General features: G+C 67.6%; 19 protein-coding genes. 11 read left to right on the forward strand and 8 right to left on the reverse strand.

Translation table 11 applies throughout. The annotated features are described in order from the left end of the window. Positions 1–303: 303 nt before the first annotated feature. Complete coding sequence (locus DT343_RS14100) at positions 304–648, forward strand: hypothetical protein (RefSeq protein WP_112863356.1); 345 nt, start codon at positions 304–306, stop codon at positions 646–648. Here DT343_RS14100 and DT343_RS14105 read toward each other — a convergent pair. Genes DT343_RS14105 through fsa form a run of 3 tightly spaced genes read right to left on the reverse strand, consistent with a single transcriptional unit; the run spans position 645 to position 2,960 of the window. Continuing rightward, complete coding sequence (locus DT343_RS14105) at positions 645–1,574, reverse strand: tyrosine recombinase XerC (RefSeq protein ID WP_112863357.1); 930 nt, start codon at positions 1,572–1,574, stop codon at positions 645–647. The two genes, DT343_RS14100 and DT343_RS14105, sit on opposite strands and share 4 nt — an antisense overlap. Further along, positions 1,556–2,269 (reverse strand): DUF484 family protein, encoded by a 714-nt coding sequence (locus tag DT343_RS14110; RefSeq protein ID WP_112863358.1) that lies wholly within the window; start codon positions 2,267–2,269, stop codon positions 1,556–1,558. The genes DT343_RS14105 and DT343_RS14110 overlap by 19 nt, the downstream gene beginning before the upstream one ends. Positions 2,270–2,306: 37 nt before the next feature. Further along, positions 2,307–2,960: a fructose-6-phosphate aldolase gene (gene fsa / locus DT343_RS14115; RefSeq protein ID WP_112863359.1), complete on the reverse strand. Its 654-nt coding sequence runs from the start codon at positions 2,958–2,960 to the stop codon at positions 2,307–2,309. Between the two features lie 207 nt (positions 2,961–3,167). Here fsa and DT343_RS14120 point away from each other — a divergent pair, with 207 nt between their 5' ends. Then, positions 3,168–5,345, forward strand: coding sequence for a primosomal protein N' (locus DT343_RS14120; RefSeq protein WP_112863360.1), 2,178 nt, complete (start codon positions 3,168–3,170; stop codon positions 5,343–5,345). Between the two features lie 4 nt (positions 5,346–5,349). Here DT343_RS14120 and DT343_RS14125 read toward each other — a convergent pair whose 3' ends face one another. From DT343_RS14125 to DT343_RS14135, 3 genes are read right to left on the reverse strand one after another with little or no spacing between them, the layout of a single operon-like run. Continuing rightward, a complete protein-coding gene (locus tag DT343_RS14125; protein WP_112863361.1) occupies positions 5,350–5,748 on the reverse strand; it encodes a Tat pathway signal protein in 399 nt (132 codons plus the stop codon). A gap of 23 nt (positions 5,749–5,771) precedes the next feature. Beyond that, the gene (bioB, locus tag DT343_RS14130; protein ID WP_112863362.1) at positions 5,772–6,803 is read right to left on the reverse strand and encodes a biotin synthase BioB; all 1,032 of its coding nucleotides are present in this window, start codon (positions 6,801–6,803) and stop codon (positions 5,772–5,774) included. 43 nt (positions 6,804–6,846) lie between these two features. Beyond that, positions 6,847–8,331, reverse strand: a complete 1,485-nt coding sequence (locus DT343_RS14135; protein WP_112863363.1) for a methyl-accepting chemotaxis protein — start codon at positions 8,329–8,331, stop codon at positions 6,847–6,849. A gap of 195 nt (positions 8,332–8,526) precedes the next feature. On the opposite strand from DT343_RS14135, the gene ahcY reads away from it, so the two are divergent. The 3 genes from ahcY (at position 8,527) to DT343_RS14150 (ending at position 12,009) form a co-directional block, all read left to right on the forward strand. Next, entirely contained in the window at positions 8,527–9,918 is a 1,392-nt protein-coding gene (ahcY, locus tag DT343_RS14140; protein WP_017506126.1) for an adenosylhomocysteinase, read from the forward strand. Positions 9,919–9,951: 33 nt separating this feature from the next. Continuing rightward, complete coding sequence (locus DT343_RS14145) at positions 9,952–11,169, forward strand: NAD(P)/FAD-dependent oxidoreductase (RefSeq protein ID WP_112863364.1); 1,218 nt, start codon at positions 9,952–9,954, stop codon at positions 11,167–11,169. Positions 11,170–11,625: 456 nt separating this feature from the next. Beyond that, positions 11,626–12,009, forward strand: coding sequence for a zf-TFIIB domain-containing protein (locus DT343_RS14150; RefSeq protein ID WP_112863365.1), 384 nt, complete (start codon positions 11,626–11,628; stop codon positions 12,007–12,009). Positions 12,010–12,015: 6 nt separating this feature from the next. Here DT343_RS14150 and DT343_RS14155 read toward each other — a convergent pair whose 3' ends face one another. Then, the gene (locus DT343_RS14155) at positions 12,016–13,734 is read right to left on the reverse strand and encodes a hypothetical protein (RefSeq protein WP_181669201.1); all 1,719 of its coding nucleotides are present in this window, start codon (positions 13,732–13,734) and stop codon (positions 12,016–12,018) included. Between the two features lie 254 nt (positions 13,735–13,988). Between DT343_RS14155 and DT343_RS14160 the strand changes: the two genes are divergently transcribed. The 6 genes from DT343_RS14160 (at position 13,989) to DT343_RS17275 (ending at position 18,951) form a co-directional block, all read left to right on the forward strand. Continuing rightward, on the forward strand, positions 13,989–14,693 hold the full coding sequence (locus DT343_RS14160) for a response regulator transcription factor (RefSeq protein ID WP_112863367.1): 705 nt from the start codon (positions 13,989–13,991) through the stop codon (positions 14,691–14,693). After that, positions 14,662–16,272: an ATP-binding protein gene (locus DT343_RS14165; protein ID WP_112863368.1), complete on the forward strand. Its 1,611-nt coding sequence runs from the start codon at positions 14,662–14,664 to the stop codon at positions 16,270–16,272. The genes DT343_RS14160 and DT343_RS14165 overlap by 32 nt, the downstream gene beginning before the upstream one ends. Then, a complete protein-coding gene (locus DT343_RS14170) occupies positions 16,269–16,697 on the forward strand; it encodes an HPr kinase/phosphorylase (RefSeq protein WP_112863369.1) in 429 nt (142 codons plus the stop codon). The genes DT343_RS14165 and DT343_RS14170 overlap by 4 nt, the downstream gene beginning before the upstream one ends. A gap of 120 nt (positions 16,698–16,817) precedes the next feature. Then, complete coding sequence (locus DT343_RS14175; RefSeq protein WP_017506133.1) at positions 16,818–17,222, forward strand: PTS sugar transporter subunit IIA; 405 nt, start codon at positions 16,818–16,820, stop codon at positions 17,220–17,222. Beyond that, a complete protein-coding gene (locus tag DT343_RS14180) occupies positions 17,219–17,491 on the forward strand; it encodes an HPr family phosphocarrier protein (RefSeq protein WP_017506134.1) in 273 nt (90 codons plus the stop codon). The genes DT343_RS14175 and DT343_RS14180 overlap by 4 nt, the downstream gene beginning before the upstream one ends. A 56-nt stretch (positions 17,492–17,547) precedes the next feature. Further along, positions 17,548–18,951, forward strand: coding sequence for an AlbA family DNA-binding domain-containing protein (locus DT343_RS17275; RefSeq protein WP_146756765.1), 1,404 nt, complete (start codon positions 17,548–17,550; stop codon positions 18,949–18,951). 122 nt (positions 18,952–19,073) lie between these two features. Here DT343_RS17275 and DT343_RS14195 read toward each other — a convergent pair whose 3' ends face one another. After that, positions 19,074–20,174, reverse strand: a complete 1,101-nt coding sequence (locus DT343_RS14195) for a phytase (protein WP_112863372.1) — start codon at positions 20,172–20,174, stop codon at positions 19,074–19,076. Positions 20,175–20,200: the final 26 nt, after the last annotated feature.

Below are 20,200 nucleotides of genomic sequence, written 5' to 3' on the forward strand. Positions count from 1 at the left end.
TGGTCGGGCGGATCTGCCGGGGCGGCGGCTTGAGCGGACACAAACGGCGCAGCCGCCAATATACCCAGCGCCTCACGCCGCGACGTTCTTACGCTCGATCCTTCGCCAACCGCTGGCCGCACCCGCCTATCCTCCTCGGGCCTTCGCCAGGGCAGCGCAGGCTACGCGCTTTTGGCGAAGAGCCGGAGACATATTCTTGTCCGTCGTGTCTCAGCGCGGCTGCGCCTACTCGCCCGGCGTTCGGCGCCGTCTGGCCAATCGGGGGTTGTCGGCGTATTGTCCCAGCCGAAACAGGAGGATGCGATGCTGACCTTGCTGATGCTGGCCTTGTCCGACCCTGCGGCGGCGTCTTCCAGCGCGATCGCCAGCCGTGATCTTGTTGTTGTTTCCGCACCAAGGGCGGACACACAGCGTTGCGGCGATCCGCTGATGCAGGCTCGGCAAAGCGGCGTCGGCGCCATGACGCTGGATCGATCGCTCGATGACGGACAGGTCCGGCGCTATCTGCTGCTGGACCGGCGCGATCCGAACAACTGCCCCCTGCCGATCAGCTACGCCGTGCCGGATCAACGGGCGCTGGGTCGAAACCTGATGCCGGCCCAGCCCGACGTCGGCGTGCCACCCGCTCCGCCCGCGCCGCGTCGCTAGGCGCGGGGATGGGCAGCCGCATAGGCGTTCAGGAGGCGATCGGCATCGACGCCGGTGTATTTCTGGGTCGTCGACAGGCTGGCGTGGCCCAGCAGTTCCTGGATGGACCGCAGGTCGGCCCCGGCGCCCAGCAGGTGGGTCGCGAAACTGTGGCGCAGGGCGTGGGGCGTGGTGCGTTCGGGCAGGCCCAGCCGGCCGCGCAACCTCTGGACCGAGGCCTGGACGTGACGGGGGCTTAAAAGGCCGCCGCGTCGCGCGCGGAACAGGGCGTCGGCGGGCTGGAGCGGGAAGGGCAGCAGGGCCAGATAGGCGTCCACCGCATCGCGCACGGCGGGCAGGATCGGCGCGATCCGCGTCTTCGACCCCTTGCCGACGATGCGCAAGGTCTCGCCCAGTGGCGCATCGGCGCGGGTCAGGGACATGGCCTCGGATATCCGCAGGCCGCAGCCGTAGAGCAGGGTCAGCACGGCCCGGTCGCGCGCGGCCTCCCACGGTTCGGCGTCGGGATCGGCGTCCGGTTCGGCCAATAGCCCGCGCGCCTGATCCTCGGTCACCGGCCGGGGCAGGGACGGCTTGACCTTGGGACCGCGCACCAGGGCCAACTGCGGGGCGGGCGTGTCCAACCGCCGGTCGAGGAAGGCGTGAAAACCGCGAATGGCCGACAGGCTCTGGCTCAGCGACCGGGCCGCCAGCGGGTGATCGCCTGAGCGCCGCTCGGCCATATGGGCGCGGACCTCGGCGGCGGTGATCGTCCCCATGTCTTTCAGCGACAGGGTCTCGCCGCGATGGCGTTCGAGGAAGGCGACATAGAGCCGCCCGATGTGGCCATAGGCCTCCAGCGTGCGCGGCGACAGCCGACGCTCGTGCGCCAGGTGATCGAGCCAGGCGCGCAAAGCGTCGGAGGCGGTCAGTTGAGAACCGGCCATCGTTCGGCCATCCGCTCCGTCACCCGCGCAAGGAAGGCGGCCAGTTCGCAGCCCATGTTGGGGGTGAAGCCCTCGGGCTCGGGCGAGCCGAAGGCGCAGATGCAGGGGCGCGGCGGTCCGCCCGGCGTCAGGTGCGGGGCCATGCGGACCAAAGCGATGGACCGCACCTGTTCCTCGGCCGCGCCGAAGAAATTCAGTCCTTGGATCATCGGGCCCAGCCAGGTCAGGCCGTGCTCGCCCAGCAGATTGTCGACGTCGCCCTCTTCCAGGGCGCGCCAGCCGAAGGGCACGCCGCCGGGCTTTTCCAGGGCGATGGCGGCGCCGGCCAACCCAAACCGTCCCTGCGCCGCCGCATCCAGTCGTCGGGCCAGGTCGGAATGGTTCTTGGCCTCCATCAGGTCCAGGGTCGCGACGTGCGTCTGGGTCTGGGCGGCGAAGTTGGCGCGGGCGACCAGTTCGATCTCGCGCCGGGCTCCGGTCTCGCGCTCGACCACGGCCTCCAGTCGCGTCAGGGCGGCGGCGCCGAACTCGACCACGTTGCGGCCATGCGGCCGCAGACCGATCTCTTCCAGCAGGGAGCGGTCGTCCAGCAGGGTCTGGGGATGGGTCTGCAGCCAGCCGCGCACGTCCGGCCAATGCAAGCCGTCGCCGATATGGGGCGTTGCGTCCGATTCCGACGTTTCGAAAAGGTCCATTGATCCGCTCAAACAGACCTCTCCGGGAACCGCGATGCTACAGAATAGACTGACCCGTCTTGGCCCAGTCCGCCACGAAGGCATCAAGACCCTTGTCGGTTAACGGGTGGTTCACCAGGGCCTTGAAGGTGTCGGCGCCGAAGGTGGCGGCGTCCGATCCGGCGACGGCGGCGGCGGCGACATGGCCCACATTGCGCAGGGACGCGGCCAGGATCTGGGTCTCGAAACCGTGCACGTCATACAGGACGCGGATTTCTTCCAGCAGGCCGATGCCGTCGGCGCCGTTGTCTTCCAGACGTCCGACGAACGGCGAGACGAAGGTGGCGCCGGCCTTGGCGGCCAGCAGGGCCTGGGCGGCCGAGAAGCACAGGGTGACGTTGGTCTTGACGCCCTTGTCGGTGAAGACGCGGCAGGCGCGCAGGCCGTCCCAGGTCAGGGGCAGTTTCACCACCACGTTCGGGGCGATGGCGGCCAGCTTGTCGCCTTCCTTGACCATGGTCTCGAAATCGAGCGAGACGGCCTCGGCGGAAATCGGCCCCTCGACCAGGGCGCAGATTTCGGCGATGACCTCGGCGATGTTCCGACCCGACTTGGCGATCAGCGACGGATTGGTGGTGACGCCATCCACCATTCCGGTGGGGACCATGTCCTTGATGACGGCGACGTCGGCGGTATCGAGAAAGAGTTTCATGGGTTGGGGTTCTAGCGTCGCAGACGGGCCACGTCGATCCTCCCCCGCGACGCGGGGGAGGGGGACCGCGCAGCGGTGGAGCGGGCGGAACCGTGATAGGCTTTTCGCCGCTTCGACTGGACGCGTGCTGGCCGCCGTCAATGCGGCGTCCGCCCCCTCCACCACGCTGCGCGCGGTCCCCCTCCCCCGCAGTGCGGGGGAGGATCTGTGAAAGTCGCCTCGGTCCTCATTCCCCTGCCGGTGCCGGAGGCCTTCGACTACGAGGTTCCCGAGGCGCTGAGCCTCGCCCACGGAGATTTGGCGCGGGGTGATCAGGTCGCCGTGCCGCTGGGGCCGCGCCTGATCCGGGGCGTGGTGTCCGAGGTGTTCGAAACCACAGGCTCAAACCGGCGACTGAAGGCGATCGACAGCCGCCTGGACGATCCGCCGCTACCTGCGGGCGTGATGGATTTCGTGGAATGGGCCGGACGCTGGACCCTGTCGGCGCCGGGCGAGATGGCGGCGACGGCGTTGAAGGGCTTGCGCGCGCCCCGGCCCCGGCCCGAACGACGGGTGCGACGGGTGGGCGAGCGGTCGCCCTCGCGCGCCACCCCGGCGCGGACCGGCGTGCTGGAGGCCCTGGGCGATCGCGCCATGCCGCCGGCCGACCTGGCGCGGGCGGCGGGCGTGTCGTCGGGCGTGGTCAAGGGCCTGATCGACGAGGGCGTGCTGGAGATCATCGAGATCGCGGCCGAGGCGGCGTTCGACCGGCCCGACCCCGACCACGCCCCCGCCGCGCTGAATGGCGACCAGGCGGCGTCGGCGACGGCGATTGCGGAGGGCGTGGCGGGCGGCGGCTTCCGCCCCTTCCTGCTGGATGGGGTGACGGGGTCGGGCAAGACCGAGGCCTATCTGGAGGCCATCGCGCGGGTGCTGCGGGCCGATCCGGCCGCGCAAATCCTCATCCTGCTGCCCGAGATCGCCCTGACCCAGGCCCTGATCGAACGGATCACGGCGCGGTTCGGCGCCGCCCCGGCCGAATGGCATTCCGGCGTCGCCCCGCCGCGCCGCCGCCAGGTGTGGGAAGCGGTCGTCGCCGGGCGCTGCAACATCGTGGTCGGGGCGCGCTCGGCCCTGTTCCTGCCCTTTATGAACCTGCGCCTGATCGTGGTGGACGAGGAGCACGACGGCTCGTTCAAACAGGAGGAAGGACTGGTCTATCACGGCCGCGACCTGGCCGTGGCGCGGGCGCGGATCGAGGACGCGGCGGTCGTCCTGGCCTCGGCGACGCCGTCGCTTGAGACGCTGTGGAACGCGCAGAGCGGGCGCTACGGCTGGCTGAAGCTGGGCGCGCGGCACGGGACGGCGGTCCTGCCGGACATCGCCCTGCTGGATTTGCGGCAGAACACGCCCGACCCGCAGACCTGGCTGTCGCAGCCGCTGCGTCTGGCCATCGGCGAGACCCTGGCGCGCGGCGAGCAGACGCTGCTGTTCCTGAACCGGCGCGGCTATGCGCCCGTGGTCCTGTGCCGCGCCTGCGGCCATCGGCTGACGGCGCCGGACACCGACAGCTGGCTGGTCGAGCATCGCTACACCGGGCGACTGGTCTGTCACCTGACCGGCTTTTCGATGGCGCGTCCCAAACTGTGTCCCTCATGCGGGGCCGAGGACTCGCTGGTCTCGGTCGGGCCAGGGGTCGAGCGGGTCGAGGAAGAGGTGCGCCAGCTGTTCCCCGAGGCGCGCACTGCGGTCTTCAGCTCCGACACCGCGCCGGACGCCCGATCGGCCCGCGCCCTGATCCAGAAGATGACGGACGGGGAGACCGACATTCTGGTGGCGACGCAGGCTGCGGCCAAGGGCCACAACTTCCCGCGCCTGACGCTGGTGGGCGTGGTGGATGCAGACCTGGGGCTACGCGGCGGCGACCTGCGCGCGGCCGAACGGACCTTTCAGCTTTTGGCCCAGGCGACGGGCCGGGCGGGCCGGGCGGATCGGCCGGGACGGGCGCTGCTTCAGACCTGGACGCCCGAGCACCCGGTGTTGACAGCCCTGGCGGCCGGCGATCGCGACGCCTTCGTCGAGGCCGAGATGGCCGAGCGCGAGGCGGCGTCCCTGCCGCCCTATGGCCGTCTGGCGGCGATCATCCTGTCCAGCGAGAATGCGGCCGCCGTCGAGAAGACGGCGAACGACCTGGCCCAGGCCATCCCCAACGCCGAACGGCTGGAGGTCTATGGCCCCGCCGATGCGCCGCTCGCTTTGGTGCGGGGCAGGCGGCGCAAGCGGCTGCTGGTGCGGGCCGACCGCGACGTGAACCTCCAGGCCTTCCTGCGCGCCTGGCTTCAGCGGGTGAAGGTGCCGGGGTCCGTCCGCCTGACGGTCGACGTCGATCCTTATTCGTTCTTATGAAGCCTCAGACGGCCATCACTGTGCCGAGCAGCAGGCGGGCGCCGGGGCGGCCCAGGGTGGCGTTGGTCGCCGCCTGAAGCTGGGCCGACAGCTGGTCGATGTCGGGCACGACGCCGGGACGCAGGCCGTTGGCGAAGCGCTGGGCGGCGGTGTTGTAGGCGGCGCGCAGGCGCGGCGCAGACTGCTGGGCGCGCGTGCGCAGGGCCGCATCGGGCACATCGACGCCGGTTTCAATGGTCAGCACGCCCCGACGACCGTTCGCCTGAAGGATCGAGGCGGTGACGACCGGCAGGGCGAAATAGGTGCTGGCCGACGCCGCCGCGCCGCCGCTCGAAGCGCGGGCGGAGGTCGAGGCGGCGGCCGTCGCGACGACGGCGAGACCGAGAAGAGCGCGGCGTTCCATGCCGCAGCCCTAGCCGAAATCCCTTAATCCGCCGTTGCCTGATCCAGGGCGCCTGCGGGCATGGGCTTCAGGTCCAGCAGGGCGAACAGGCGGGCGTCCTCGTCCTGTTCGGGATTGGGGGTGGTCAGCAGCTTGCCGCCGACGAAGATGGAGTTGGCCCCGGCGAGGAAGCACAGGGCCTGCATCTCGACGCTCATGGTCTCGCGTCCCGCCGACAAGCGCACCATCGCTCTGGGGCAGACCAGTCGGGCGACCGCGACGGTGCGGACGAACTCGATAGGATCGATCTCGCCAGTCTTCAGGACGCGCTCCCCCAGCGGGGTGCCGGTGACGGGGACCAGGGCGTTGACCGGCAGGCTGTCGGGATGGACGGGCAGGGTCGCCAGGGCGTGCAGCAGGCCGGCGCGATCACGCCGCGCCTCGCCCATGCCGACGATACCGCCGCAGCAGCTGCTCATGCCCGCGTCGCGGACATGCTCAAGCGTCTCCAGCCGGTCCTGATAGCTGCGGGTAGTGACGACCTGGGCATAGTAGTCGGGGCCGGTGTCGAGGTTGTGGTTGTAGTAGTCGAGACCGGCGTCCTTCAGTTGGCGCGCCTGATCGGCGGTCAGCATGCCCAGGGTGGCGCAGGTCTCCAAGCCCAGCGCCTTCACGCCTGAGATCATCGCCGCCAGCTTGGGCGTGTCGCGATCCTTCAGCTTGCGCCAGGCCGCGCCCATGCAGAACCGGCTGGCGCCGCCCGCCTTGGCGGCCATGGCTTCGGCGATGACGGCGCTCGGCTCCATCAGCTTCTCTGCCTTTAGCCCGGTCTTGAAGCTGGCTGATTGCGAGCAGTAGCCGCAGTTCTCGGCGCAGCCGCCGGTCTTGATCGACAGCAGTTGCGACTTCTGAACCTGGTTGGGGTCGAACCAGCGGCGGTGGACGGTGGCGGCGTCGAACACCAGTTCCATGAAGGGGCGAGCGAACAGCGCCTCCACCTCCTCCAACGTCCAGTCGTGGCGGGGTTGCGCCGCGTCGAGGCGGGCTTGAACGGGGCGGGACAGATCATCGGCCATATCCCACGACTAGCATTCGCCGACCGTTCGAGGAAAGCTGTCGCTAGGCCGCGTGACGCGCCTGAGGCTGGTAAGGCGCGTCCGTCTCGTTGAAGCGGAAGCTGGCGATCTGGCGGGCGAGGGTCTCCGCCTCGTTGGCCAGCTGGCGGCTGGCGGCGGTGGCCTGTTCGGTCATGGCGGCGTTCTGCTGGGTGATTTCGTCCAGTTGGCCGAGGGCCCGGCGCACCTCCGACAAGCGGTCGGCCTGATGCCGTGACGCCGCCGCCATGCCGCCGGCCAGATCGTCCACCGCCGCGACCCGCTGGCCTATGCTGTGCAAGGACTGGCCCGCGCGTTCAACCAGTTCGACGCCGCGCGCCACCTGGGCGGCCGAGGTGGCGATCAGTGTGCGGATTTCGCCGGACGCCTCAGCCGAGCGCTGAGCCAGGGCGCGGACCTCTGTCGCCACGACGGCGAAGCCGCGACCGGCCTCGCCCGCACGGGCCGCCTCCACGCCGGCGTTCAAGGCCAGCAGATTGGTCTGGAAGGCGATTTCGTCGATCAGGGAGGTGAAGCGCGCGATCTCGACCGATGAGTCGCGAATGGCGGTCATGGCCTGGGTCGTCTCGTCGACGACGGCCTCGCCATGTTCGACGTCGCGACGAACGGCGACGACGGCCTGGGCGGTGTTCTGGGCCCCCATCGCCGCCTGTTCGACGCCTTCGGCGATCTCCTCGGTCGTGGCGGCGGTGCGCTCAAGCCCGGCCGCCTGGCGTTCGGTGCGGTTGGCCAGGTCGTTGGAGGCCGTCGCCAGTTCGTCCGAACCCGTGCGAACCGCCTGGGCGCTTTCCGCAACGGCGCCGAAGGCCTGGCGCAGGCTGGCTGTGGCGGCGTTGAAGTCGGTCTTGAGCGTTTCATACTCAGGCGGGAAATCGGCCTGAACCTCCACAGCCAGATCGCCGGCGGCCAGAATATTGAGCGCCTGGCCCAGGGCGGCGACCACTTGCGCCTGCTCGGCGTCCGCCTTGGCCTTGGCGGCGGCGACCTGATCCCGCTCGGTCTGCAGGGCGTCCAGATAGGTAGAGATCGCCAGGTCCATGTCCAACAGGGCGCGCTGGCTCAGTTCGGCGACGGCCTCGCCGGTCGTGCGGTCGTGGGCGGCGCCGGCGAGGGGTTTGCGCGGGCGGGTCGCCACCGCCTTGATCAGTTCGGCCAGCAGCACGCCGTAGCCGCCGATGTACCAGCGCGGCTCCAGCCCGATCCGGGCGTGGGCGCGGCCGATGGCGGTGACGGCGCGGCCGTAGTCCTCATCGACCCGACCCTCGATGATGGCGTCCCAATGACCGACCTGGGCGGATTTGGCCCGGTCGATATGGGCTTCGTCGCGGAAGAAGCGCCGCGTCTCGGGGGTGGCGCGGATGCGGTCGTAGAAGGCGTCCAGGGCCCCGGGCGCTGCGGCTCGCAGAATGTTCTGCATGGCGCGATAGGCCGGCGTGGGCTGCGACAGGCTGGCGAAGGTCGTGCGTTGCTGAATCTGGACTTCGGACATCGGCTGATACTCTCACGAACTGGCCGGACGCCCCCGTCATGGCGATACCCCTGTAGGCAGTAAGGCTTTTGCAGCCGTTAACGCAGAGCTTGGGTTTTGGCGGATCGTATAAGGATATCTTTATGCGATCATTGCCCCGAAGCGCCGCTCAGGCTATGAGGCGCCAAATCCATCCTTCGGCCGGGAGCCCAAGCCATGACCGACTACATCGTTCGCGACATCACCCTGGCCGATTGGGGCAACAAGGAAATCGAGATCGCGGAAACCGAAATGCCGGGCCTGATGTCCCTGCGTGACGAGTTCGGCGCCAGCCAGCCGCTGAAGGGCGCCCGCATCGCCGGCAGCCTGCACATGACCATCCAGACGGCGGTCCTGATCCAGACGCTGGAAGCCCTGGGCGCCGAAGTGCGCTGGGCCTCTTGCAACATCTTCTCGACCCAGGACCACGCCGCCGCCGCCATCGCCGCCAACGGCACCCCGGTCTTCGCCACCAAGGGCGAGACGCTGGAAGAATACTGGGACTACGCCCACAAGATCTTCGAATGGGCCGACGGCGGCTATCCGAACCTGATCCTGGACGACGGTGGCGACGCGACCCTGCTGTGCGTGTTGGGCCCCAAGGCCGAGAAGGACATCTCGGTTCTGGCCAATCCCCAGAACGAAGAGGAAGAGGCCCTCTTCAAGGTCATGAAGCGCTATCTGGCTGAGAAGCCCGGCTTCTATTCGGCCATCCGCGACGCCATCGGCGGCGTGTCGGAAGAGACGACCACGGGCGTGCACCGCCTGTATCAGATGGCCGAAAAGGGTGAGCTGCCCTTCCCCGCCATCAACGTCAACGACAGCGTCACAAAGTCCAAGTTCGACAACCTGTACGGCTGCCGGGAATCGCTGGTCGACGCGATCCGTCGCGGCACCGACGTCATGCTGTCGGGCAAGGTCGCTGTGGTCTGCGGCTACGGCGACGTGGGCAAGGGCTCGGCCGCCTCGCTGCGCCAGGGCGGCGCCCGCGTGATCGTGACCGAGATCGACCCGATCTGCGCCCTGCAGGCCGCGATGGAAGGCTATGAGGTCCAGACGCTGGACGACACCGCCGGCCGCGCCGACATCTATGTGACGACGACCGGCAACAAGGACGTCATCACCGTCGACCACATGCGGCAGATGAAGAACAACGCCATCGTCTGCAACATCGGCCACTTTGATAGCGAGATTCAGGTCGCCGGCCTGAAGAACTTCAAGTGGGACGAGATCAAGCCGCAGGTCCACCACGTCGAGTTCCCGGACGGCAAGAAGATCATCCTGCTGTCGGAAGGCCGCCTGGTGAACCTGGGCAACGCCACGGGCCACCCCTCGTTCGTGATGTCGGCATCCTTCACCAACCAGACGCTGGCCCAGATCGAACTGTGGACCAACGCCGACAAGTACGAGAACAAGGTCTACACCCTGCCCAAGCACCTGGACGAGAAGGTCGCCATGCTGCACCTGGCCAAGCTGGGCGCCAAGCTGACCGTCCTGACCAAGGACCAGGCCGACTACATCAACGTGCCCGTCGAAGGCCCGTTCAAGGCGGATCACTACCGTTACTAAGCTCTCCCCGAGGCTGGAACCGCGAGGTTCCCAGTGACGAGGGCGTCTTCGGACGCCCTCGTCGACGTCCTGGTGGTCGGGGCCGGCGCGGCCGGGATGATGGCCGCCATCGAGGCCGGGCGACGCGGGCGCCGAGTCAGGGTCGTGGACCATGCCGACCGGCCCGGCGAGAAGATCCGCATCTCGGGCGGCGGACGCTGCAACTTCACCAATCTGGGCTGCGGACCGGCGAACTTCCTGGGCGAGAACCCCCGGTTCGCCACCTCCGCCCTGCGCCGCTACACACAGCACGACTTCGTCAAGCGCATCGATAGGGCCGGAATCGCCTGGCACGAGAAAACGCTGGGCCAGCTGTTCTGCGACGACAGCGCCAAGCAAATCGTCCGTATGCTGACCGACGACATGGCGGCGGCGGGCGTGACCCTGAGCCTGAAGACCGGGGTGTCGCGGATCGAACGAGCCAGCGAGGGCTTCACGGCGATCCTGTCGGACGGATCGCAGGTCACGGCGGCGTCGCTGGTCGTGGCGACGGGCGGCAAGTCGATCCCCAAGATGGGGGCGACCGGCTGGGCCTATGAGGTCGCGCGCCAGTTCGACATTCGCGTCACCGAGACCCGGCCGGCGCTGGTCCCCCTGACGTTCGAGGCCGGGCTGCTGGAGACGCTGACGCCGCTGGCGGGGGTGGCGGTGGAGGCGCGCGTGTCTTCGGCTCCGACGGACAAGGCGCGCAAGGCCAGTTTTGATGAGGCGATGCTGTTCACCCACCGCGGCCTGTCGGGTCCGGCCATTCTGCAGATCAGCTCCTACTGGCGCGAGGGCGAGGCGGTGGTGGCCTCGATGGCGCCAGGCCGCGACGTGTTCGAGGAGTTGAAGGCGGCCAAGACGTCGAACGGCAAACAGGCCGTGCACACGGCGCTGGGCCATATCGTGCCGCGGCGTTTAGCCGAGAGCCTGTGCCAGCGCGAAGGGGCGTCGGGCAATCTGGCGGACCTGTCGGACAAGGTGCTGCGGCGGCTGGATCAGGCGGTCAACGCCTGGGCGGTCAAGCCCGTGGGGTCCGAAGGTTACAGGACCGCCGAGGTGACCCTGGGCGGGGTCGATACGGCCGCGTTGGACCAGCAGACGATGCAGGCCAAGACGGTTCCGGGGCTGTATTTCATCGGCGAGGCGGTGGACGTGACCGGCTGGCTGGGCGGCTATAATTTCCAGTGGGCCTGGTCGTCGGGCTGGGCCGCTGGGCAGGTCTGCTAGAATTTTCGAGTGCAGTCCGTGCACTTTGGCCGGCGGGTCCGCTGACAAAAAACACCGTCTAATTCGTCTAATCTGTCTAATTCGGCGCGCGTTCTGGCGGGGCGTGAAGATGTCAAAGACCGGGGCTCCATTCTAACCCGGTCCACGCCCATGACAGGCGAAGGGTCGTTGGTCGGTCGTAAGTCGTGGTAAAATCTCGCGATCGTCGTCGCCGATAGGATGGCAGGGGCGGCCGAAGCCCCCTGCGGCCCCGCGACGCATGGCGGCGGGCGGCGACGGCGCCTAGCTTGAAGGGGCGGAACGGGCCCCTCTGGCGTTCTCGCGGTCTGGCGTCCCCCTTCCTTGCGCCGGATCGTGCGACGCGATGTCGGACCGCACGGGCGTGTCGATGCGGCGAAGCTTTCCCCTCCTGGCCTGTCGCATCGACCGCCCATTCTTTTTCGATCGGAGCCCGACATGCCTCTTCTGATGTGCCCCAACGACAACGCCGCCATGCAGACGCTCGAGCGCAATGGCGTCCAGTTCGACATGTGCCCCGACTGCCGGGGCGTCTGGCTGGATCGTGGCGAGCTGGAAAAGCTGATGGCCGCCGCCGTCGATGAGGGTCGCGCAACAGCCCCGGTCGCGCCCGCGCCGCAGGCCTATGCGCCGCCGCCGCAGCCTCAGCCTCAGCCCTATGCCCAGCCCCCGTCCCAACCGTGGGGCGGCGGGGCGTCACAGCCGTATCGCGGCGACCATCGAGGCTACCGGAGCGACAAATATCGCGACGACCGGCATCGCGACGACGACTATCGCTACAAGAAAAAGAAGCGCGACAGCATCTTCGACATCTTCGACTGAGGTCGGCTAGGCCGCCAGACCGGCCTGTTTCATCAGTCCCTTGATCGCCGTGACGCCTTCGGGCGCGGCGGTCAGGGCGGTGCGGACATCGGGCGAGCGCAGCAATTTGATGGCTTCGACGCGGGCGCGGTCTGCGACGGGGCCCAGGGGGCCGGCTTCGCCGGTCGCCAGTTTGAGAAGGGCCGTCAGCTTCTGGGGCGCCGTCACCTGGGCGCGGATGATCTGGGCGACCAGTTTGGCGTCGGCTTCCAGATTGCCGCCGACGGCGCCGATGGCCTCGATGATCTGATGTTCATCGTGCTCGCCCAGTTTGGCGGATTGGACCGAGCGCTGCAGGCGCGCCAGGGTCGCGAGTTTGTGCGAGGCGCTGGGGCCGCCGGGGACGGACTGGCGGATCTCGGTCTCGAAGCGCAGCGAGCCGATGCAGGCGCTGAGCCACCGCGCGGCGGCGCGCTTGTTGGCGCCGCCCGTCACGTTTTCGCACAGCCGCGTCAGATGCTCGGCCTCGGCCAGCACCGTCTCGCAGGGATTGACGTAGGCGCCGACGAAATCGGCCGTGACCAGGCTCTTGGAGCGTTCGACGAAGGCGGTCTGGACCTCTTCCAGCGTCAGCAAACGGCCGGCCGAGGCGGTCAGGGCCATCGCCAGCAGACGCAGGATGTCGATCTCGCCTGCGGGATCGGCGGGACGCAGCCGACGCGGGCTGGTCAGCTCCAGCGTGACCAGCCGCGCCAGGGAGGCGCCGAGCAGCGGGAAGTCGCCGGACGCCAGATGCAGCCCCAGGCGGGCGGCCGGACCCTCCACCTGCGGCATCATCAGCGCCAGACGCGGGTCCATGCGTAAAAGCGTATCCATCTCGGCCGGCGCGACCATGCGGACGATGGCCGCCAGATTGGCGCCCTGGTCCAGCGAGGGTCCCAGCACTTCGGTCAGATTGGTCCGCACCGCCAGCATTTCGGCGGCGATCTGCTCGACCGCCACCACGACCAGGGCGCGCGGCGGGCCGTCGGCGGGCGCGGCGTCCATCAGGTCCATCAAGACGCCCAAGCGCGTGCGGGCGCCGCGCAAATTCTTGAGCGCGCCGGCGATGACGCCGCCCATGACGAAGGCGCGGTCGGGTGCGCCAGCCAGCCGATGGGCCAGATCGGCGATGGAGCGGTCCTCCAGCGACGGAAAGACGCCGTCGCGCCCGGCCTTACGCAGCCGCGCCATCGCCTGTTCGGTGAGCTTCTGATAGTGGCGCACCACACCGTGCACGTCCTGGCCCGTCGCCTGGCTTTCCGGGACCGCGACCTTCTGGATGGCGTGCTGAAGCTCGACCCCGGCCGCCTCCAGCCGTTCGGCCACATCGGGGCGATGCAGGAGTTCGAAGGCGGTCACGCCCTCGCGTTTCAGCCAGTCCTCCAGCACCCGGCCGATCAGGGCGCGGGCATGGGGCGAATAGAGTTCGGCCGGACTGCTGCAGGCCGGCGGGACCGCCTTGTCGGCGACCTTCTTCTTTCGCTCCTCCGGCGCGCCCAGCGTCAGGATTGTCAGGGAGCTGAACTCCATCGTCTCGGGGTCCAGCGTCTCCTTGGTCACGCGCGAGGCGATGGCGAGACGATCCCGAAGCTGCTCCTCGGCGGTCTCGATGGCGTGTTTGCGGTCTTCGGTCGCGATCAGCAGCGTCCACGACGACGGGGCGCTCTTGCGGACATAGACTTCGTAATGGATCGGACCCGCCATGGGCCGATCCTGCATCCCAAGCCTTTAAGGCGAGGTTTTCACGCCGGAATGTTCTTGGGCGCGCCGGAGCGACGGCGCGTGCGCGTTGAAACGAGGCGGCGCCGTGACCATCTGGATGTCACCGAACCGCTTTCGGGTTGCAGGCGATTTTCATTCGGCCCGAAACGCTCTAGCCCTAATGTGACCGAGATCGAACGGTTACGCTTGCTGTGCGTTCTCGCTCGCGGGAACGTAAAGTTCAGGAGAAGACACCCTTGGCCAACATCACTCTGGTCGATGACGACGAGAACATCGTGGCGTCCGTTTCGCTGGCGCTGGAAAGCCATGGCCACAAGATCACCGCCTATCACGACGGGGCCTCGGGTCTGGCCGCGCTGGAATCCTCGCCGCCCGATCTGGCGATCCTGGACGTGAAGATGCCGCGCATGGACGGGATGGAGGTGCTGCGTCGCCTGCGCCAGACCTCGCAAATCCCGGTTATCATGCTGACGTCCAAGGACGAGGAGATCGACGAGATCCTGGGCTTCAACCTGGGCGCGGACGACTATATCCACAAACCCTTCAGCCAGCGTCTGCTGATCGAGCGGGTCAAGGCGCTGTTGCGCCGCACGGGCGCCGACGGCGCCGAGCCGGAAGCCGCCGCCGAGGTCTCGGGCCGGGCGATCAAGCGCGGCAAGCTGTCGATGGACCCGGCGCGCCACGAGTCGACCTGGGACGGCAAGCCCGTCAAGCTGACGGTGACCGAGTTCCTGCTGCTGCAGGCCCTGGCTCAGCGTCCGGGCTTCGTGAAGAGCCGCGACAACCTGATGGACGCCGCCTACGACGACCAGGTCTATGTCGACGACCGCACCATCGACAGCCACGTGAAGCGGATGCGCAAGAAGTTCCGCGCCGTGGACAATGAGTTCGACGCGATCGAGACCCTGTATGGCGTCGGCTACCGCTACCGCGAGAGCTGAACCGGGCGGGCGCGAGCCCGACGAGGAGCCCCAGCGCCGGCCGTTGTTCCGCTTCGGCGGGTCGCGGCTGGGCGGCTTCATCCTGGTGCTCAATCTGCTCAGCCTGCTGATCCTGTTCGGCGGGGCGCTGGCGATCAACGAATGGCGTCCGGGCCTGATCGAGGCGCGTCAGGAATCGCTGACGGTCCAGGCCGAGCTGCTGGCCAATGTGTTGCGCGAAGAAGGCGTGACACGGGGCGAACCGACGCCTGAACTGGACCCCATCCGCGCGTCGATCTGGCTGACCGACCGGTTCATCCCGGCGGGCCAGCGGGTGCGGCTGTATGATGTGAACGGCCTGTTGCTGGTCGACAGTTATCAGGTGACGGAGGCCATCGGCGGGCGGCCCCTGCCCGATGCGCAGCCGGCTGGAACGGCGACCGAGGACGCCGCCAACGCTAATCTGCTGTCCGAACGCCGGGTCGCGCGCGCCGACAGCGAACTGGCGGCGGAGGTGGCGGCGGCGCTGGACGGCTCGCCCCAATCGACCCTGCGTCGCAACGAATCCGGCGACCGCGTCGTCTCCGTCTCCATCCCGGTGCGCCATGTGCGCCAGGTGCTGGGCGTGCTGACCGTCGAGTCCGGGGACGTGGACGAAATCCTGGGCGCTCAGCGGCAGGCGCTGTTCCCGTTCGCCCTGGTGGCGCTGGGGGTCAATCTCTTGGGATCGCTGCTGCTGCATCTGTTCGTGGCGCGGCCGATCATGCGGCTTTCGGCGGCGGCGGATCAGGTCAAGCTGCAACGCGCGCGGGCCATCTCCCTGCCGGACCTCGAGGATCGCAAGGACGAAATCGGCGATCTGGCGCGGTCTCTGGAATCCATGACCGACACCCTGTCGACGCGGATGGACGCCATCGAGCGGTTCGCGGCCGATGTGTCGCACGAGATCAAGAACCCTCTGACCTCGATCCGGTCTGCGCTGGAGACCCTGCCGCTGGTCAAGACCGATGCGCACCGCGAGAAGCTGACGGCGTTGTTGCAGCAGGACGTGCGTCGGCTGGACCGGCTGATTACAGACATCTCCAACGCCTCGCGGCTGGATGCGGAGCTGTCGCGCGATCGGCCGCGGCCGGTCGATCTGAACCGGCTGCTGGTCGATATCGTCGGCGTCTATGAGACGACGGCCAAGCCCGGCGACATTCCGGTCGTGCTCACGGCGCCCGAACAGGCCCTGCGGGTCATGGGGCGCGACGGGCCGCTGGGGCAGGTGTTCCGCAACCTGATCGACAACGCCCGCTCGTTCAGCCCCCCAGGCGGCGTGGTGCAGGTGACGCTGGAGGACATCGGGGACGATCTGCCGATCCGGGTCCGGGTCGAGGACCAGGGGCCGGGCATTCCGGCCGAGAACCTGGAGACGGTGTTCGAGCGGTTCTACACCTCGCGGCCCAAGGGGGCGGTGTTCGGCTCCAACTCGGGCCTGGGCCTGTCCATCGTGCGTCAGATCGTCGAGGCGCATGGCGGTCGCGTCCACGCCGAAAACAAGGCCGAAGGCGGCGCGCGGTTCGAGATCGTCTTCCCGGCGGTTGGCCGCTGGTCGTGACCCCGGGCCAGCCGGTCCACGCCACCACCGTCGCCGTGCGCCGGCGCGGGGCCTGGCAGGGGGTGATGATCCTGGGACCATCGGGCGCGGGCAAGAGCGATCTGGCGCTGCGGCTGATCGCGCGCGGCTGGCGGCTGGTCAGCGACGACTACACCCAGGTCTGGGCCTCGGACGGGGCCGTTCATGCGTCGGCGCCGGCCTCCATCGCGGGTCGGATCGAGGTGCGAGGCCTCGGAATCGTGGCCGCTAGAACACGCCCGGTCTGTCGCGTGGCGCTGGCCGTGGCCTGTATCGCGGAAGGAGTCGAACGGCTTCCGGAGCCGCAGACACGGGCTTTCGCGGGGGTCGATCTGCCCCTTCTGGCGCTGGATCCTCGACCGGCTTCGGCCGTCGATGTGGTCGCAGCGGCGTTGGAGACGCTTTGAAACCCCGAAAGACGGGTCTATGACACGCCCCTTGCGGTCCATAGAGGGCGGCGTCCGGCCTCCCTTGCCGGGCGGGGGAATGCCTGGGACGGTTCGGGGCGGGATGCGAGTGAAGTCCTCATGATCGGTCTGGTGATCGTCACCCACGGCGGGTTGGCGTCCGAGTTTCTCTCCGCCATGGAGCATGTGGTCGGCCCGCAGCGCGGCGTCGCGGCCATCTGCATCGGCCCCGACGACGACATGGAGCGTCGGCGTCGCGACATCGTGGACGCGGCCGCTGCCGTGGACGACGGCGAAGGGGTCATCCTGCTGACCGACATGTTCGGCGGCACGCCGTCGAACCTGGCGATTTCGGTGATGGAACAGACGCGCGCCGAGGTCATCGCCGGGCTGAACCTGCCCATGCTGATCAAACTGGCCAGCGTGCGCGGGCGCGAGACGCTGGAATCCTGCGTGGCCCATGCGCAGGACGCCGGCCGCAAATACATCTCCGTCGCGTCCTGGGTGCTCGCAGGCGAAAAATGACCGTCACCGCGACCTTGAATATCTGCAATACGCGCGGCCTGCACGCCCGCGCCTCGGCCAAGTTCGTCAAACTGGCCTCCAGCTTCGAAAGCGAGATCCACGTCACCCGCGACGGCGTGACGGTGGACGCCCGCTCGATCATGGGCCTGCTGATGCTGGGCGCCGGCATCGGCTGCAGCATCGACGTCTCCGCCGAAGGCCCGGACGCCGAAGAGGCCATGGAAGCTTTGACCGACCTGGTCGCGCGGAAGTTCGACGAGGATCAGTAGACCGAGGTCACCGTAAGCCACTCGCGCTAGTTGCCAATGCACGTTAAATGTGTGCGATGGCTGTTCATTCTGATCAAATTAGAACTCTTGTCGATCAACCCGTCGAGGCTCTTCAGGTCGAGCTAAAGACTTGGCTTGATCCGCGTGCCGACGACGGAATCGCGAAGCTTGTGAAAGCTATCTTCGCGGTGAGAAATCGCAATGGCGGCTTCTTGGTAGTTGGTTTTGACGATAAGACGAGAGAGCCGGACCCTTACACGTTCGATCAACCGGTCGATGTCGTGTATCATATTGATGTCTTGCAAGGTTTAGTGTCACGCTACGTTAGCCCGTCGTTTGAGATCGAGATCGCCTTCGCAGATCGGGACGGTCAGACACACCCAGTGATTTCAATTCCGGAAGGCGTGCAAGTTCCGGCGGTCGTGAAGCGAGATTTGATCGGACCAGGTGGCAAGAAACTGCTGTCCGAAGGTGATCTCTATTTTCGCACATTCAACTCGAATGGCACCGCAAGCAGTGCGCGCATTTTGCCCCCTGACTACCCCGACTTGCTCAATGTTTGCTTCAATAATCGTGAGGCCGACATAGGCCGGTTTTTGCGGCGACATCTGGCTGGTGTTGGATCGGCGGCTGCGTTGTCATCAGCGCTAGGGATCGAAAGTGAGGAGAGCAAGCTGCGCAAGCGCGCGTTCGCGACGCTGGATTCCGGTTCAGACGCTGCCAGTAGGGCTATAGAACAGCGCGCCACGCCAGAGCAACGCAAGCGAATTGCGAATGCGTTGACTATGCATGTTGGCTTGGCTTTCGATCCGGCACGACCCGAAGCTTTGCCAACACAGGAATTTCTGAACAAGGTCTCGTCTAGCAATCCAAACTACACCGGATGGCCGGTTTGGCTCGACAGTCGCGGTTTCACGGACAGAGAGGATCGCCCTTACGTGTCTGAAGGCATGTGGGAGGCTATAATCTTCGATCTCGACGGTGGCTGGTCAGAGCATGTCGAATTTCTCCGTTTGGATCCGCGCGGTGATTTCGCCCTACACCGCGTGATGCAGGACGACCTCACCGATAAAGTAGCGCCCGGTACAGCGCTCGATGTCATCCTGATGATCTATCGCGTCGCAGAAGTCTTGGCGGTAGGCACGATTCTTGGCCGAAGCCTGGGTTGGTCAGAGCAGAGTGACGCAGGATTTGCGTTTCGATGGACGGGCCTTGAACATCGGGCATTGCGACCATGGGTAAACGCATTTCGATCAGGTGGCCGGAGCGGAAGCGTCTCGCGCAGTTCATCGGCCGAAGCATATGTCGTCGTTCCGCTTGAAACACCTGCTGGGTCGCTGGCCCCCTATGTGAGAGCCGCAGTTGCCCCTCTGTTTTCTGTATTTGAGGGCTATGAGCCGTCGGCTGAGTTGGTCGAGACTAGCGTGCGCAAGTTGATCGAGCGTAAGTTGGATAGCTAAAGCACACTTAGGATATTTGGCACGAAGCAGCGGTCTCAGGCACGACATCGATATTGGACGTTTGGATCGCCGTTTCGAGACAATGATGGCCTTAGCAGCACCTCCCGAGGATGACGAGGAAGCTAGAGCCCCAACGCCCTGCGGATGTCGCGCCAGTCGACGTATTTGAAGTTCTGCGTGCCGATGTCGTTGACGTCGTCCTGGATGACGACGAGGCCGTCGGGGAAGGGGCCGACTTGACCGCTGGCGGCCGCCAGGCCGTCGGTGCCGGTGACGCCGTCAACCGAGCCGTCCACGATCTTGAACCGGCCCTTGTATTCGGGCGCCGGGCCGTCGATGCGCCAGACGGGGAAGGTGGAATCGCCCTGGCTGGAGGCGATCAGGTAGCGGCCCGAGGCGTCGGTGATGGTGGTCAGGCCTTCGGCGTCGGCGACCAGGATGTCCTTGGCGATGGGCTGGATCAGGGTGCGGGCCGCGCCCGAAGCCGGGTTCAGGCCATAGCGCCACAGGCCGACGTTCTCCTCGTTGATATAGAGGGCGTCGGTGGCTTCGTCGGCGGCGCAGCCTTCGGAGATGGTTCCGATCTCGGCGGTGCGGACCAGGCGCGCCGTGGGCTGGCCGGCGGCGTCCACGCCCAGGACGAACTGGCGAAGCTCGCCCTCGTGCCCGACCAGGATGGCGTGAACCTCGGCTCCGCGCCGCGCAAAGCAGAAGCCGTAGGGTTCGACCACGTCGGTGGCGACCGCGCCCCAATAGCGCACGCCGTTCTGGCCGGTCCCGGCCGGGTCGAAGGTGTAGAGGGCGATGCCGGTCTTGCCCGGCGTGCGGTCGCTGGCGCCCAGCACCACCTGCGGACGGCCGCCGACCGACAGGCCCTCGACCACATCGACGTTGTTCAGCAGGCCCTCTGGCAGGAACTGAAGGATTTTGCCGTCGAGGCCGTAGATGTAGAGGCCGGACTTCTTGTCCGTGCCGGCGACGAAGCCGGGCGTCTGGCGCCCCATGATCGTGACCGGGTTCGCTGAGGCCCAGACGGCGGGATCGTCGGCGGCGTCCTGACCCGCCGTGCCGACCGACGGGGTTTCCAGCACGGCCGTAACCGGGGCGCCCGGACCGACGAGGCCCGCGCCCTCGCCCTGATAATCGACCTCGTGCGTGGCGCAGGCGGCGAGCAGGGCCAGGGCGGCGCAGGCGGTCAGCGAGCGGGCGAGGGAAGGGCGCATGTCGGTCTCCGGGCGATCTGGACGCG

Origin of the sequence: Brevundimonas vesicularis (assembly GCF_900445985.1) — a bacterium.
Taxonomy (GTDB): domain Bacteria; phylum Pseudomonadota; class Alphaproteobacteria; order Caulobacterales; family Caulobacteraceae; genus Brevundimonas; species Brevundimonas vesicularis_D.